This is a genomic window from Sphingopyxis sp. P8, assembly GCF_020622175.1.
Classification (GTDB): domain Bacteria; phylum Pseudomonadota; class Alphaproteobacteria; order Sphingomonadales; family Sphingomonadaceae; genus Sphingopyxis; species Sphingopyxis jiangsuensis.
This window is the reverse complement of the sequence record NZ_JACNMK010000001.1, coordinates 1,255,053-1,269,760: the sequence shown is the minus strand read 5'-3', so window position 1 is coordinate 1,269,760 and position 14,708 is coordinate 1,255,053. Positions and strand designations below refer to the sequence as shown.

The 14,708-nt window shown below is 66.0% G+C and carries 16 protein-coding genes; 11 read left to right on the top strand and 5 right to left on the bottom strand.

Translation table 11 applies throughout. The annotated features are described in order from the left end of the window. The first annotated feature begins 16 nt into the window (after positions 1 to 16). From hisG to H7692_RS06110, 5 genes are all read left to right on the top strand, one after another. A complete protein-coding gene (hisG, locus tag H7692_RS06130; protein ID WP_201926803.1) occupies positions 17 to 679 on the top strand; it encodes an ATP phosphoribosyltransferase in 663 nt (220 codons plus the stop codon). Then, positions 666 to 1,970 carry a histidinol dehydrogenase gene (gene hisD, locus H7692_RS06125; RefSeq protein ID WP_227339919.1) on the top strand — a complete coding sequence of 435 codons (1,305 nt, stop codon included), beginning with the start codon at positions 666 to 668 and terminating at the stop codon, positions 1,968 to 1,970. Before hisG ends, hisD begins: the two co-directional genes overlap by 14 nt. A 111-nt stretch (positions 1,971 to 2,081) precedes the next feature. After that, entirely contained in the window at positions 2,082 to 2,537 is a 456-nt protein-coding gene (gene nusB, locus H7692_RS06120) for a transcription antitermination factor NusB (protein WP_201926800.1), read from the top strand. 115 nt (positions 2,538 to 2,652) lie between these two features. Further along, entirely contained in the window at positions 2,653 to 3,582 is a 930-nt protein-coding gene (thiL, locus tag H7692_RS06115) for a thiamine-phosphate kinase (RefSeq protein WP_222135631.1), read from the top strand. Positions 3,583 to 3,767: 185 nt separating this feature from the next. Then, positions 3,768 to 5,885: a sodium-translocating pyrophosphatase gene (locus H7692_RS06110; RefSeq protein ID WP_222135632.1), complete on the top strand. Its 2,118-nt coding sequence runs from the start codon at positions 3,768 to 3,770 to the stop codon at positions 5,883 to 5,885. Between the two features lie 112 nt (positions 5,886 to 5,997). On the opposite strand, the gene H7692_RS06105 is transcribed toward H7692_RS06110, so the two are convergent. Next, positions 5,998 to 6,813, bottom strand: coding sequence for an SDR family NAD(P)-dependent oxidoreductase (locus H7692_RS06105; protein ID WP_201926795.1), 816 nt, complete (start codon positions 6,811 to 6,813; stop codon positions 5,998 to 6,000). Between the two features lie 310 nt (positions 6,814 to 7,123). On the opposite strand from H7692_RS06105, the gene H7692_RS06100 reads away from it, so the two are divergent. Next, positions 7,124 to 7,651: a CarD family transcriptional regulator gene (locus H7692_RS06100; RefSeq protein WP_201926793.1), complete on the top strand. Its 528-nt coding sequence runs from the start codon at positions 7,124 to 7,126 to the stop codon at positions 7,649 to 7,651. A 177-nt stretch (positions 7,652 to 7,828) separates the two neighbouring features. On the opposite strand, the gene truA is transcribed toward H7692_RS06100, so the two are convergent. Both truA and fmt read right to left on the bottom strand, forming a co-directional pair. Next, positions 7,829 to 8,569, bottom strand: coding sequence for a tRNA pseudouridine(38-40) synthase TruA (truA, locus tag H7692_RS06095; RefSeq protein WP_201926791.1), 741 nt, complete (start codon positions 8,567 to 8,569; stop codon positions 7,829 to 7,831). A gap of 115 nt (positions 8,570 to 8,684) precedes the next feature. After that, positions 8,685 to 9,605: a methionyl-tRNA formyltransferase gene (gene fmt / locus H7692_RS06090; protein WP_201926789.1), complete on the bottom strand. Its 921-nt coding sequence runs from the start codon at positions 9,603 to 9,605 to the stop codon at positions 8,685 to 8,687. 193 nt (positions 9,606 to 9,798) lie between these two features. On the opposite strand from fmt, the gene recR reads away from it, so the two are divergent. Both recR and def read left to right on the top strand, forming a co-directional pair. Then, positions 9,799 to 10,395, top strand: coding sequence for a recombination mediator RecR (gene recR, locus H7692_RS06085; protein ID WP_201926787.1), 597 nt, complete (start codon positions 9,799 to 9,801; stop codon positions 10,393 to 10,395). 179 nt (positions 10,396 to 10,574) lie between these two features. Then, positions 10,575 to 11,108: a peptide deformylase gene (def, locus tag H7692_RS06080; RefSeq protein WP_227339918.1), complete on the top strand. Its 534-nt coding sequence runs from the start codon at positions 10,575 to 10,577 to the stop codon at positions 11,106 to 11,108. A gap of 34 nt (positions 11,109 to 11,142) precedes the next feature. Here def and grpE read toward each other — a convergent pair whose 3' ends face one another. Both grpE and hrcA read right to left on the bottom strand, forming a co-directional pair. After that, positions 11,143 to 11,694: a nucleotide exchange factor GrpE gene (grpE, locus tag H7692_RS06075; protein ID WP_201926783.1), complete on the bottom strand. Its 552-nt coding sequence runs from the start codon at positions 11,692 to 11,694 to the stop codon at positions 11,143 to 11,145. Between the two features lie 4 nt (positions 11,695 to 11,698). Beyond that, positions 11,699 to 12,742 (bottom strand): heat-inducible transcriptional repressor HrcA, encoded by a 1,044-nt coding sequence (gene hrcA / locus H7692_RS06070; RefSeq protein ID WP_222135637.1) that lies wholly within the window; start codon positions 12,740 to 12,742, stop codon positions 11,699 to 11,701. A gap of 126 nt (positions 12,743 to 12,868) precedes the next feature. Between hrcA and rph the strand changes: the two genes are divergently transcribed. The 3 genes from rph to rdgB all read left to right on the top strand — a co-directional run bounded on the left by rph (position 12,869) and on the right by rdgB (position 14,678). Continuing rightward, positions 12,869 to 13,585, top strand: coding sequence for a ribonuclease PH (gene rph / locus H7692_RS06065; RefSeq protein WP_201926779.1), 717 nt, complete (start codon positions 12,869 to 12,871; stop codon positions 13,583 to 13,585). A gap of 71 nt (positions 13,586 to 13,656) precedes the next feature. Further along, positions 13,657 to 14,058 carry an endonuclease domain-containing protein gene (locus tag H7692_RS06060; RefSeq protein ID WP_201926777.1) on the top strand — a complete coding sequence of 134 codons (402 nt, stop codon included), beginning with the start codon at positions 13,657 to 13,659 and terminating at the stop codon, positions 14,056 to 14,058. Then, positions 14,055 to 14,678, top strand: coding sequence for an RdgB/HAM1 family non-canonical purine NTP pyrophosphatase (gene rdgB / locus H7692_RS06055; RefSeq protein WP_201926775.1), 624 nt, complete (start codon positions 14,055 to 14,057; stop codon positions 14,676 to 14,678). The genes H7692_RS06060 and rdgB overlap by 4 nt, the downstream gene beginning before the upstream one ends. The last annotated feature ends 30 nt before the right edge of the window (positions 14,679 to 14,708 follow it).

Here is a 14,708-nt window from a genome sequence, read left to right as displayed (position 1 = left end):
TATGTGCGCCTCGCTTATGCCCGAACCGATCATCTTTGCCATCCCGAAAGGACGCATCCTCGACGAGGCGCTGCCGCTGCTCGCGCGCGTCGGGATCGAGCCTGCGGCAGACTTCTTTGACAAGAAGAGCCGCGCGCTCGTGTTCGGCACCAACCAGCCGCATATTTCGCTGATCCGCGTGCGCGCGTTCGACGTCGCGACCTTCGTCGCGCATGGCGCGGCGCAGCTTGGCATCGTCGGGTCGGACGTCGTCGACGAATTCGCCTATTCGGAGCTCTACGCCCCCGTCGACCTCGGCATCGGCCATTGCCGCCTGTCGCTCGCGGGGCCGGAGGGCAGTGCGCCGCCGGGGATCGGCGAAAGCCACATCCGCGTTGCGACCAAATATCCGGCGACGACGCGCCGCTGGTTCGAGGCGCAGGGCATCCAGGCCGAGTGCATCAAACTGAACGGCGCGATGGAAATCGCGCCGAAGCTGGGGCTCGCCTCGCACATCGTCGATCTGGTTTCGACGGGGCGCACGCTCGTCGAAAACGCGCTGGCGGAGCAGGTCGTCATCAGCGAGGTTTCGGCGCGGCTGATCGTCAACCGCGCGGCGTTCAAGCTGCGCTCGGCGGAAGTGCCGGAACTGGTCGAAAAATTTCGCGCGGCAGCGGGGCAGGGCGATGCGGCGGCTTGACGCCTCCGATCCCGGTTTTGCGGCGGCGTTCGACGCGTTGGTACACGACCGGCGCGAGAGCGCGTCCGACGTGTCGGCCGACGTCGCGGCGATCATCGCGCGCGTGAAGGCGGAGGGCGACGCCGCGCTCGCCGACTATACCGCGCGTTTCGACCGTTTCGATCTCGATGCGAGCGGCTGGAGCATTTCGAAGGAGGAATGCGCCGCGGCCTATGAGGCGCTGGCGCCCGAGCTGCGCGTGGCGCTCGACCTCGCGGCGGAGCGTATTCGTGCCTATCATGCCGCGCAATTGCCCGAGGACCGCGACTATCGCGACGCGGTGGGCGCGCGGCTCGGTGCGCGCTGGCGTGGGGTCGATGCCGCAGGGGTCTATGTCCCGGGAGGGCGCGCCGCATACCCTTCTTCGGTGCTGATGAACGTCATTCCGGCGAAGGTCGCGGGGGTAGAGCGCATCGTGATGGTGACGCCGACACCCGATGGCTGGGCCAACCCGGTCGTGATGGCCGCCGCGCATATCGGCGGGGTCGACGAAAGCTGGCGCGTTGGCGGCGCACACGCGGTCGCCGCGCTCGCCTATGGTACCGAGCGTATCGCGCCGGTCGATGTCGTCACGGGTCCGGGTAACGCCTGGGTCGCCGAGGCGAAGCGCCAGCTTTACGGTGTCGTCGGCATCGACATGGTCGCGGGGCCGAGCGAGATCGTCGTCGTCGCCGATTCCCGGAACGACCCGCATGTCATCGCTGCTGACCTGATGAGCCAGTCGGAGCACGACCCGACGAGCCAGTCGATCCTGTTCACCGATGACGCGGAATTCGCCGATGCCGTGGCCGCGGCGGTGGCAGACGTCATCCCGACGCTGTCGACCGCGGCGACGATGCAGGCGAGCTGGGCCGACAATGGCGCAGTGATCGTCGTGCCGACGCTTGGTGCTGCGATCCGGCTGTGCGACCGGCTCGCGCCCGAACATCTCGAACTCGCGGTCGATCCGGTCGAGGCCGAGGCGCTGTTCGCGCAAGTCCGGCACGCGGGATCGGTCTTCCTCGGTCGCCAGACGCCCGAGGCGATCGGCGACTATGTCGCCGGCCCGAACCATGTCCTTCCCACCGGACGCCGCGCACGCTTTTCGAGCGGGCTGTCAGTCACCGACTTCATGAAGCGCACAAGCTTCCTTGCGCTCGACGACGAAAGTCTCGTCGCTATCGGACCGGCGGCGGTCGCGCTCGCCGAGGCAGAAGGGCTGCCCGCGCACGCGCTTAGTGTTCGGAACAGATTGAACAAGACCAACCATTGAACCCCTATATTTGTCGTTCCGGCGAAGGACGGAATCTCATCATTGCGAAATGTCGCGCCGGCGAGATCCGGGCCTTCGCCGGAATGACGATTTGAGATAAAGCGAAAAACCATGAACAAACGCGCCCAATCCCGCTCCGCTGCCCGGCTTGCTGCTGTCCAGGCGCTCTATCAGCACGAGATGGAGGGCACGCCGGTCGCGCAGCTTGTCCACGAATTTCACCAGCACCGTATCGGCGCGATCATCGAGGATGCCGAATATGCCGAGGCTGACGTTCCCTTCTTCGACGACATTGTGAAAGGCGCACTCGCGCGCATGACCGAGGTCGATGCCGCGATCACGGCGCGGCTGGCGAGCGGCTGGACGATGGACCGGCTCGACCGGACGATGAAGGCGATATTGCGCGCCGGCGCCTATGAACTGGTCGCGCGCGGTGACGTGCCGGTGGGCGCGGTGGTCAGCGAATATGTCGATGTCGCCAAGGCGTTCTTCGACGGACGCGAAGCGGGCTTTGCCAACGGCCTGCTCGACGCGATCGGCAAGGACGTGCGGGGAACCACCGCATAAGCTGTCCGTTCGCATCGAGCGTAGTCGAGATGCCCCTCGGTCTTGCGCAGTTTCGACGGGTGTCTTCGCTCGCCCCGAGCCGACGATAGATGCCCGGGATTGGCGAGAGGGTAGGATGAACGAACCCGATTTCATCGCGCGTCTGCGCGGCATCGCGACCGACCCTGCCGCGCGTGGGCTCACCGACGATGCGGCGGTATGGGAAGGGCTGGTGCTCACGCACGACATGATCGTCGAGGGCGTGCATTTCCTGCCCGACGATGCGCCGCAGGATGTTGCGTGGAAGCTCGTCGCGGTGAACCTGTCCGATCTCGCCGCCAAGGGAGCGGCGCCGGTTGGGGTGCTTGTCGGATACAGCCTTGGCGACAGCGAATGGGATGCGGCTTTCGTCGAAGGGCTGGGCAAGGCGCTGCGCCATTTCGGCATCATCCTGATCGGCGGCGACACGGTGCGCGCTCCGGCGGGCGCGCCACGGAGCCTGGGGCTGACCGCGATCGGACGCGCGCCGACGGGCGGCGCGCCGTCGCGCAGCGGCGTGCGCCCCGGCGACCGGCTGTGGGTCACCGGGACGATCGGTGATGCGGGTGTCGGGCTGGCGATGCGGCTGGGGCAGGTCGACCCCGCCGACGCGTGCCTTGCCGCCTATGCTCGCCCGCAGCCGCAACTCACCTTCGGTCTCGCGGTGGCGCGGCATGTTCATGCGATGATGGACCTGTCCGACGGGCTGCTCATCGACGCCGAGCGGATGGCCGAGGCGAGCGGGTGCGCGATCGCGCTGATGCTGGAAAATATTCCGCTGTCGCAGGGGCTGTTGTCGGTGCGGCCCGATGTTCTCGATACGCGGCTTGCGGCGGCGACGGCGGGCGACGACTATCAACTCTTCTTCGCCGCTGCGCCGGAGGCCGATGCGGCGATCCGCAAGATTGCCGCGGGGCTGGGGGTCGCGGTGACCGTGGTGGGACATGCCGGCGTCGGCGAAGGAATCACACTGACCCATCGTGCGCGGCGCATCGCGCTGCCCGACCGTCTCGGTTTCGCGCACTAGTTCGGAATCGGCAGGAATTTCGACGAATTACCGGGCTTGCCCTGACTGGGCTTTCTTCCCATAACGCAGCGTCCAAATTTGGGGCGGTCGCATCAGGGGAGAGAGCGAACCGGCATCAATAAGTCGGACGGGCTCGACTGCTATCCTTGCGTTCGCCCTTCTCAATGGGGAAGGAACAGTCACGCATGAATCCGGTTTTGATCGCGATAGCGTGCGGCCTATTGGCCGTGCTCTATGGCTTTGTCACGTCCCGGCAGGTGCTCAGCGCCTCGGCCGGTAACGAAAAGATGCAGGAAATCGCCGGCGCCATTCAGGAAGGCGCCAAGGCGTATCTGGGCCGTCAATATCGCACCATCGCTGTCGTCGGCGTTGTCGTCGCGATCATCGTCGGGCTGTTTCTCGGCGCGATTTCAGCGACGGGTTTCGTCATTGGCGCTGTCCTGTCGGGCGTTGCGGGATTTGTCGGCATGAACATCTCGGTCAAGGCCAACGTCCGCACGGCGGCGGCGGCACAGACCGGCCTTCAGGCGGGGCTGACCATGGCGTTCCGCGCCGGCGCGATCACCGGTATGCTGGTCGCGGGGCTTGCGTTGCTCGCGATCTCGGTCTTCTTCTGGTATCTGACCGGCCCCGGCGGCTTCACCGTTGGCGGCGATGATCGCACCGTCGTCGACGCGCTCGTCGCGCTGGCGTTCGGCGCTTCGCTCATCTCGATCTTCGCGCGTCTGGGTGGCGGCATCTTCACCAAAGCCGCGGACGTCGGCGCCGACCTCGTCGGCAAGGTCGAAGCTGGCATCCCCGAGGACGATCCGCGCAACCCAGCGGTGATCGCCGATAACGTCGGCGACAATGTCGGCGACTGCGCGGGTATGGCCGCGGACCTTTTCGAAACCTATGTCGTCACCGTCGGTGCGACGATGGTGCTGATCGCCTTGTTGCTCAAGGGTGCGGGCGATATGTTGATGCCACTGATGACGCTGCCGCTGCTGATCGGCGGCGTGTGCATCATCACCTCGATCATCGGTACCTATTTCGTCCGTCTCGGCAACGGGACCAACGTGATGGGCGCGATGTACAAGGGCTTCCTTGTCACCGCGGTGCTGTCGATCCCGGCGATCTGGTTCTCGACCAGCTATGCGCTGGCCGGCGACATGGCCACCGACATTACCGGCACGACGTTCAACGGCAGCGACCTTTTCTTCTGTTCGCTGCTTGGTCTCGTCATCACGGGGCTGATCATCTGGATCACCGAATATTATACCGGCACAAATTATCGCCCCGTGCGCTCGATCGCCAAGGCATCGGAAACGGGCCACGGCACGAACGTCATTCAGGGGCTGGCGATCAGCCTTGAATCGACCGCGCTGCCGACGCTCGTCATCTGCGTCGGGATCGTTGTCGCCTTCCAGACGGCGGGTATTGTGGGCATCGCATTTGCGGCCACCGCGATGCTCGCGCTCGCGGGCATGGTCGTTGCTCTCGACGCCTATGGCCCCGTCACCGACAATGCCGGCGGCATCGCCGAAATGGCAGGTCTCGATGATTCGGTCCGGGAAAAGACCGATCTGCTCGACGCCGTCGGCAACACGACGAAGGCGGTGACCAAGGGCTATGCGATCGGTTCGGCGGGCCTGGCCGCGCTGGTGCTGTTCGGAACCTATACCGCCGACATCACCGAATATTCGGTTGCGCTCGGACTCGATGCGCCGCTGACTTTCTCGCTGTCGTCGCCCTATGTCATCGTCGGACTGCTGCTCGGCGCGCTCTTGCCCTATCTGTTCGGGGCTATGGGCATGACCGCGGTCGGCCGCGCGGCGGGCGATGTGGTGAAGGACGTCCGCGACCAGTTCGCGAACAACAAGGGCATTATGGACGGCACCAGCCGCCCCGATTATGCCCGCACCGTCGATCTCGTCACCAAGGCGGCGATCAAGGAAATGATCATTCCTTCGCTGTTGCCGGTACTTGCGCCGATTGTGGTCTATTTCGTCATCCAGTGGGTGGCGGGTACGGCTGCGGCGCTCGAGGCGCTCGGCGCGTTGCTTCTCGGCGTGATCGTCGGCGGGCTGTTCGTCGCAATCTCGATGACCTCGGGCGGTGGCGCGTGGGACAATGCCAAGAAATATATCGAGGACGGCAATCATGGCGGCAAGGGCAGCGAAGCCCACAAGGCGGCCGTGACCGGTGACACCGTCGGCGATCCCTACAAGGATACCGCGGGTCCGGCGGTGAACCCGATGATCAAGATCACCAACATCGTGGCGATCCTGCTCCTCGCGGCACTGGCGCACGGCGCGGCCTAGACGGCGCCGCGCCCCTTGCGGGCAAGGAAAGGCCCCGCCGGAGCGATCCGGCGGGGTATTTCGTTGCGGGATGACCGCGAATTGAAAGTCAGGCTTTCACCGTAACCCGCCCTTACGACTCCGTCGCTTCCATTTGCTGCGCATAGCCTGCCTGCACCATCGCGCTCATCCGGTCGAACAGCGCGTCAGGGTCGCTGCGGCGAAGGGCGGGGATGGCGGCTTCCATCCCTTCGGCAACGACGATCTCGCGCTTGCCCTCGTCGAGCGCGGTCAATATCTGCCGCGCGGCCTCTTCGGGAGGGAGGCCATTGTCGATCGCCTTGTCGCTCGTCCCGCGCACGCTGCCGTGGGCGGTGAGTGCGTTGCGGCTGACGTTCGTTCGCACCGAACCCGGAGCAACGACGAGCACGTTCAGGCCCAGATGTTCATTCTCGGCACGCACCGCGTCATGATAGCCGATCAACCCATGCTTTGCCGCGCAATAGGCGCTGCGCAGCGGCACGCCCGCCATGCCCGCGACGCTGGAGATGGCGACGATCCGCCCGCCGCCCGCCGCGATCATGCGCGGCAACAGCTGCTGCGTCAGCGCGATCGGGGCGAGCAAATCGACCGCGACAATCTGTTCATAGACGGCAAAGTCGGTATCGACCGCAAGGCTGCGCTGCGAAATGCCGGCGTTGTTGACAAGGCCGTCGATGCGCCCGCACCAATCCCACGCCCGCGCGGCAAGCTGCGGCAGCGCGGCATAGTCGGTCGCCTCGAAAGGAAGGATCATCGTCGCCGTTTCGCATTCGGCGGCAACCGCTTCGAGTGCCGCGACATTGCGCCCCGACAGGATCAGCCGCGCCCCGCGAATCGACAGCGCCCTGGCGAGTGCTGCCCCGATTCCCGACGACGCGCCCGTCACCCACCACACTTGATCGTGCATGCCAGCATCCCCATCTGTTGTTTCGTTGCAACGTGAAACGCGTCCACACGGGCGTCAAGGCGCCTTGCCGCAGATTTCCGTGCGGGGGTGGCAATTTTGTTGCGAATCTGTTATAATAAATATCAACGCGCCGACATTCTGCCTCTTCCCCTCGCCGGGTCGGGCATGGTCGGCGCTCCCGATGGAGCTGAATCCCTTGCCAGTTTGACAGGCTAGCGCCGCCCGCATGTCCAATCCCCCTTCAACAAGGGCCGGAGGCATCGGTTTGTACGCGCTCTTCCGTCCGGCGAGGCCAAAGAAAGGAAGCTGAATGTCCGCGAGCACGCTTTTGTTCGAAGTTGGGGACTATGTCGTTTATCCGAAGCATGGCGTGGGGCGCGTCATCGAACTGCAGAAGTCGGAAATCGCCGGCATGCAGCTCGAGCTGTATGTCCTTCGCTTTGAAAAGGAAAAAATGACGCTGCGCGTCCCGACCAACAAGGCCGAGGGCGTGGGCATGCGCAAATTGTCGTCGGACAAGACGCTGAAGGAAGCTTTGCAGGTTCTGACGACCAAACCGAAGGTCAAGCGCACCATGTGGTCGCGCCGCGCGCAGGAATATGAAGCGAAGATCAACTCGGGCGACCTCGTGTCGATCGCCGAAGTGACGCGCGACCTGTTCCGCGCCGATGACCAGCCCGAACAGAGCTATTCGGAGCGCCAGATCTTCGAAGCGGCGTCGAGCCGCCTCGCGCGCGAACTCGCCGCGATGGAGGAAAGCGACGAAAAGACCGCGCAGGCGAAGATCCTGCAGATTCTGAACGAACATGCGCCGCTTTATTACGCCGAAAAGGCGTAAGCCGGGCGCATAGCCACAACAAAAGGGCGGTCCTGCGGGGCCGCCCTTTTTCGTCGCCCGTGATATTCTTTCGGCATGCCGGACCCTTCGACATGCTCAGGACAGGCTTGATCCGGCATCACCGCGGCGTTGCCGTCATGAACCCCGGATCAAGTCCGGGGTGACGAAGCGCGGCTGTTATGGATAGCGCGCCTCGACGAAATAGAGCCCGTCAGGCGGTGCGTTCAGGCCGAGCGCGCTGCGGTCCGCGGCATCGAGCGCAGCCTTCAAATCGCGCGCCGACCATTTGCCTTCGCCGACCATTGACAGGCAACCGACCATCGAGCGCACCTGGTGGTGGAGAAAGCTGCGCGCCGCCGTCTCGATGATGATCTCGTCACCGTGGCGACTGACGTTGATCCGGTCGAGCGTCTTGACCGGGCTTTCGGCCTGGCAATGCACCGAGCGAAAGGTCGTGAAATCATGGCGTCCGACGAGCGCTTGTGCCGCGCCGTGCATCGCCTCGGCATCCAGCGGTTTGGCGAACTGCCACGACAGTCCCTTGTCCCACGTCAGCGGCGCGCGGCGATTGACGATGCGATATTCATAGGCGCGCCCGATGCACGAGAATCGCGCGTGCCAGTCGTCGGCCACTTCCTCGCACGCGAGGATCGCGACGGGAGCAGGGCGAAGCTGCGCGTTGAGCGCCTCCATCAGCCGGAAGGGCGTGAGCGGTTTGTCGATGTCGACATGCGCGCGCATCGCGATCGCATGGACCCCCGCGTCGGTGCGCCCCGCGCCATGCACCGCGGCCTCCTCGCCGGTGATGCGCGTCACCGCTTCCTCGATCGCCTGCTGGACGCTGGGACCGTGCGACTGGCGCTGCCAGCCCATGAAGGGGCGGCCGTCGAATTCGATGGTGAGGGCGAAGCGGGTCATGGGCGTTTCCATTGCCCATTGCCGTCGCCCCGGACTCGATCCGGGGGCCATTTTTCCACCGTCGTGCGACTGGACCCCGGATAAAGTCCGGGGTGACGAGGGGGGAGGAACATGGTCATGCGAGCCGTGTTCCCTTGGCGATCGCCCGCCCGCGCAGCAGCTCCGTCGCGTCCATCGCGGGCTTGCCCGCGCGCTGGATGCGGGTCGCGCGGATCGCGCCGGGGTTGCAGGCGATGGTGAGCGCATCGTCGAGCGCCACCCCCGGCGCGGCCCCGACGACCGTGTCGGCAGGATGCACGACCTCGGCCGCCAATATCTTGAACCGCTCGCCGTCGAGTTCGAAAAAGGCGCCCGGCATCGGGTTGAAGGCACGAATCTGGCGTTCGACCTGCACTGCGCTCGTCAGGAAATCGAGCCGCGCCTCGCTCTTGTCGATCTTGGCCGCGTACGTCGCGCCCGCATCGGGCTGCGGTTCGGGCGGATAGGCGGTAAGCTTGCCGAGCGCCTGCACCATCAGCGCCGCGCCCATGTCGGCAAGTTCGTCGGTGAGGTCGCCCGCACTCTTGCCATCGACCGGCGTCCGCCCGATCAGCCGCATGCCGCCGGTGTCGAGCCCTGCGTCCATCTGCATGATCGTGACGCCCGTTTCGGCATCGCCCGCAAGGATCGTGCGCTGCACCGGCGCCGCGCCGCGCCAGCGCGGCAGGACCGAACCGTGGACGTTGAGGCAGCCGTGGCGCGGCGCGTCGAGGATCGCTTGCGGCAGGATCAGGCCATAGGCCGCGACCACCGCGGCATCGAGGTTCAGCGCGGCGAATTCGGCCTGCGCCGTCGCATCCTTCAGGCTCTTGGGCGTGCGCACCGACAGGCCGTGCGCTTCGGCCCAATTGTGGACCGCGCTTTGCTGCAGCTTCTTGCCGCGCTGCGCGGGGCGCGGCGGCTGGGTATAGACCGCCGCAATATCATGCCCCGCCGCGTGAAGCGCAGCGAGCGTCGGCACCGCAAAGGGCGGCGTTCCCATGAAGGCGATACGCATGGGTGCGGGCTTTGGCGGAGGATGGGGGGGAGTGCAAGGGCGATGGGTTCCTTGAATTGTCACCCCGGGCTTGACCCGGGGTCCCGCTTTAAATTGAGCGGCCGACAGCGGGACCCCGGGTCAAGCCCGGGGTGACGAAGGAGGTGGGATTGGGGATATTGCGGGTGGCGCCCGCAGCCACTACCACCGCCGCATGGCGTCCACCGAAATCGAAGCGCTCGTCCAGCAACTCGCCCGGCTCCCCGGCCTCGGCCCGCGGTCGGCGCGGCGGGCGGTGCTGCACCTGATGAAAAAGCGCGAGAGCGCGTTTGTGCCCTTGCTCGCGGCGCTGCAGACGGTGGCCGAGCGGCTCGTCACCTGCGGCATTTGCGGCAATGTCGACACGCAGGACCCGTGCGCGATCTGCGCCGACCCGCGCCGTGACGCGCGCAGCCTGTGTGTCGTCGAGGAGGTGTCGGACCTGTGGGCGCTCGACAAGTCGCGGCTGTTTCCCGGAAAATATCATGTGCTCGGCGGGCGGCTCTCGGCGCTGGAGGGGGTGCGACCGCAGGATCTCAGCATCGACGCCCTCGTCGCGCGCGTCGCGGCGGGCGGCATCGACGAGGTCGTGCTCGCAATGAACGCGACGCTGGAGGGGCAGACGACCGCGCATTATCTCGCCGAGCGGCTGGAGGGCTATCCGGTGCGGCTGACGCAGCTCGCGCACGGTCTGCCGGTGGGCGGCGAGCTGGATTATCTCGATGAGGGGACGCTGGCGCAGGCGCTCAGGGCGCGGCGGCCGGTGGGGTGATACCGCATTCGCATTCGTCATTGCGATGAGCGTAGCGACGCGGCAATCCCCAGCTATCGTCGCTGCGTGAGGCCGGTCGCCGGAGATTGCTTCGCTGTGCTCGCAATGACGGTGTTGCGGTCACGGACCTGTTGCGCGCCCCCTTGACCAAACGCCCCCTCGACCATACCTGAGCCCCCATGGCCATCCTACCCATCATCGAGACGCCGGACCCCCGGCTGCGCGTCATTTCGAAGCCCGTCGAGACGTTCGATGCCGAGCTGAAGCAGCTTGTCGCCGACATGTTCGAGACGATGTACGACGCGCCCGGTATCGGGCTGGCGGCGATCCAGGTCGGGATGGCGAAACGCATCCTGGTTATCGACCTGCAGGAAGCCGATCCCGAGGACGAAGAGGGCAAGAAGGTGATCCGCGACCCGCGCGTGTTCATCAACCCCGTCTTCTCCGACTTTTCGGAGGAGCATAGCGTCTATCAGGAAGGCTGCCTGTCGGTCCCCGAACAATATGCCGAGGTGACGCGCCCCGCCGAGGTCACCGTCGACTGGCAGGATGTCGAGGGCAAGCACCACAAGGAGCGCATGACCGGCCTGATGGCGACATGCATCCAGCACGAGCATGACCATCTGGAGGGCATCCTGTTCATCGACCATCTGTCGCGGCTGAAGCGCGAGATGGTGCTGAAGAAGCTCGCGAAGCTGCGCAAGGCGGCGTAGCACCCTCTCCCACAAGGGGAGAGGGGGTAGGTCATCAATCCGGCTTCTTGGCGACCCCGACCATCGCGGGGCGCAGCAGGCGGTCTTTCATCATATATCCCGCCTGCATTTCCTGCACGATCGTGCCGGGCTCCTTGTCGCTCGGAATTTCGAGCATCGCCTGATGCTGGTTGGGGTCGAGCGGCAGGCCGATCGCGGCGATGCGCGTGATGCCGTGGCGTTCGAACACGCTCATCAGCTCGCGCTCGGTCGCCTCGAGCCCGGTGACGAGCGGCTTGATCGCCTCGTTCGCGCGTTGCTCCTCGCCCAGCGAGGCGAGCGCACGGCCCAGATTGTCGGCGACCGACAATATGTCGCGCGCGAATTTGGTCGCGGCATAGGCGTGCGCGTCGGCGATTTCCTTGTCCTTGCGGCGCGTGACATTCTGCGTCTCGGCGCGCGCATAGAGCAGGTCCTGCTGCAGCGCGGCAATCTGTTCGGCAGCGTCCGCCGCTTCGTCCTGCGGTTCGGCCGCGACGGCTTCTGCAGCTTCGGTATCTTCGGTCGCGCCGTCCTCGACGGGCGTGTCATTTTCGGTGTTTGTCATAGACCTATCGTATCAGTTTGGAGAGTGATTGTGCGGTGAAGTCCACCATGGGAACGATGCGCGCATAGTTCAAGCGCGTCGGGCCGATAACCCCGACAACGCCGACCACGCGCCCGTCGCCGCCGCGATAGGGCGCGGCGATAACCGACGATCCCGACAGCGAAAAGAGCTTGTTTTCGGACCCGATGAAGATGCGCGTCGCGCTGCCTTCGCGCGCGCTGTCGAGCAGCTGCGCGATGTCCTGCTTCGTTTCGAGTTCGTCGAGCAGCTGCCGCACGCGGTCGAGATCGCCGACGGCGCTGTCGTCGAGCAGGTTCGCCTGCCCGCGCACGATCAGCACCGGGCGGTCGGAGCCGTCGGACGACCAGACCGCGAGGCCGCGCGACACAAGATCCTGCGCCGCGCGGTCGATCGCGATGCGCTCGGCCTCGATCTCGCGGTGCACGCGCACCATCGCTTCGTCGAGCGTCAGGCCGGATAGCGTCGCCGAAATATAATTGCCCGCTTCGACGAGGGCCGAGGGGTTTAGCCCCGGCGGGATGTCGATCACGCGATTCTCGACCGCGCCGTCGCCCGCGACGAGCACGACGAGCGTCTGGGCCGCCGACAGCGGCACGAAGGCAAGCTGCTTCAGCACGCGTTCGTGCTTGGGCACCAGCACCAGCCCAGCGCAGGCCGACAGGCCCGACAGCGCGGCGGTCGCGTGGGCGAGGGCGCTTTCGATCGGTCCGCCTTCGGACAGACTCGCCTCGATCTGCGCGCGGTCTTCGGCCGACGGTTCGGCGACCTGCATCATCCCGTCGACGAAGAGGCGCAGCCCCTGTTCGGTCGGCAGGCGGCCCGCACTGGTGTGCGGGCTGGCGAGCAGGCCGAACTCCTCGAGATCCTGCATCACGTTGCGGATCGACGCCGGCGACAGGTTGAGCGCGGCGAGCTTCGACAAAGTGCGCGAACCGACCGGCTGCCCGGTCTCCAGATAGGCATCGACCACCAGTCGGAACACGTCGCGCGCGCGCGTCGTCAGTTCGGGGATCGGCGGTGTGCTCATGCAAAGGATTTAGGATGGCGAGGGCGATGGGGCAAGTTGGCAGTCCTCAACGAGGATGGCAGAGGGTTTGCGCTCGCGCCGCATCGCCGCTAAGCGCCCCCGCACACAGCCACAGGAGAATCCCCCATGCGCCCTTCCGGCCGCGCCCCCGACCAGATGCGTTCGATCGCCATCGAAACCGCCTTCACCATCCATGCCGAGGGCAGCGTCCTCGTCAGCTTTGGCAATACCAAGGTGCTGGTCACCGCGAGCGTCGAGGAAAAGGTGCCGCCCTTCCTGCGCGGCAAGGGGCAGGGCTGGGTGACCGCCGAATATGGCATGCTCCCCCGCGCGACGCACACCCGCGGCAGCCGCGAGGCGGCGAAGGGAAAGCAGTCGGGGCGGACGCAGGAAATCCAGCGGCTCATCGGACGCAGCCTGCGCGCCGTGGTCGACATGCAAAAGCTGGGCGAGCGGCAGATCGTGATCGATTGCGACGTGATCCAGGCCGACGGCGGGACGCGCACCGCCTCGATCTCGGGCGCGTGGGTCGCGTTGCGGCTCGCGGTCGACAAGTTGCTGGAAAGCAAGGCAATCGTCGGGGACCCGATCGCGGACAAGGTCGGCGCGATCTCGTGCGGCATCTACAAGGGCACGCCGGTGCTCGACCTCGATTATGACGAGGATTCGGTCGCGGAGGCCGACGGCAATTTCGTGCTGACGGGCAAGGGCCAGATCGTCGAGGTGCAGGCGAGCGCCGAGGGCGCGACCTATGACGAGGAAGGCCTCCTCCGCCTCCTTCGCCTCGCGCGCATCGGCTGCGGCGAAATTTTCGCGGCGCAGGACAAGGCGACGGGGCGGTAGGATTTCCTCTCCCGTCGGGAGAGGAAGCGAGACTTGCCAGCTTGCTGGCTAGTCGCAGCAGGTGAGGGGATGTGACCGAGCGGCAGCACAAACCGTCCACGCCCATCGCGCGGAAGCTTCGCCGCGACGCGACCGAGGCCGAAAAGCACCTGTGGCGATGGCTTCGCGGGCGGCAGATACTCGGCTTCAAATTTCGGCGCCAATCGCCGGTCGCGGGGTTCATCGCAGACTTTCTTTGCGAAGAATTGCGGATCATCGTCGAGCTTGACGGGGGCCAACACTCCGATAGCAGCACCGATGCCGATCGGACGGCGCGATTACAGGCGGCCGGCTATCAGGTCATCCGTTACTGGAACAACGACGTGATGCGAAACATGGAGGGTGTGTTGGAGGATTTGCGTAGCCGCCTGATTGCTGTCGCAGGCGCCGGAACCCCTCACCCAACCCTCTCCCGGGGGGAGAGGGCTTTATGAGCCGCAAACTCGCCCCCGGCAAACTCGTCATCGCCAGCCACAACGCGGGCAAGGTGCGCGAGATTCGCGCATTGCTCTTGCCCTATGGCATCGAGCCCGTGTCGGCGGGCGACCTTGGCCTGCCCGAGCCCGAGGAGACGGGGACGAGCTTTCGCGAAAACGCGCTGCTCAAGGCGCACGCCAGCGCGAACGCGGCGGGCCTTCCCGCGCTTGCCGACGACAGCGGGCTCGAGGTTGCGGCGCTTGACGGGCGGCCGGGGGTGTACACCGCCGACTGGGCCGAGCGGCAGTGGTTCGAGGGCGAGCCCGGCCGCGACTGGTATATGGCGATGGGCAAGGTCGAAGGGCTGCTCGCCGAGCAAGGCCATGACGTCGACCGCAGCGCGCGTTTCGTCTGCACGCTGGCGCTCGCCTGGCCCGACGGCCATGCCGAAGTGTTCGAGGGATGCGCCGAAGGCAGCCTGACCTGGCCGCCGCGCGGGACGATGGGCTTCGGCTATGACCCGGTGTTCGTGCCGACGGGCAGCGCGCTGACCTTTGCCGAAATCGACCCCGCCGAAAAGCATGCGATCAGCCACCGTGCCGACGCATTTGCAAAGCTGGTGGCGGGGGCGTTCTGAAGCGCGCGGCCTCGCCAGCGGCAGTGCGGA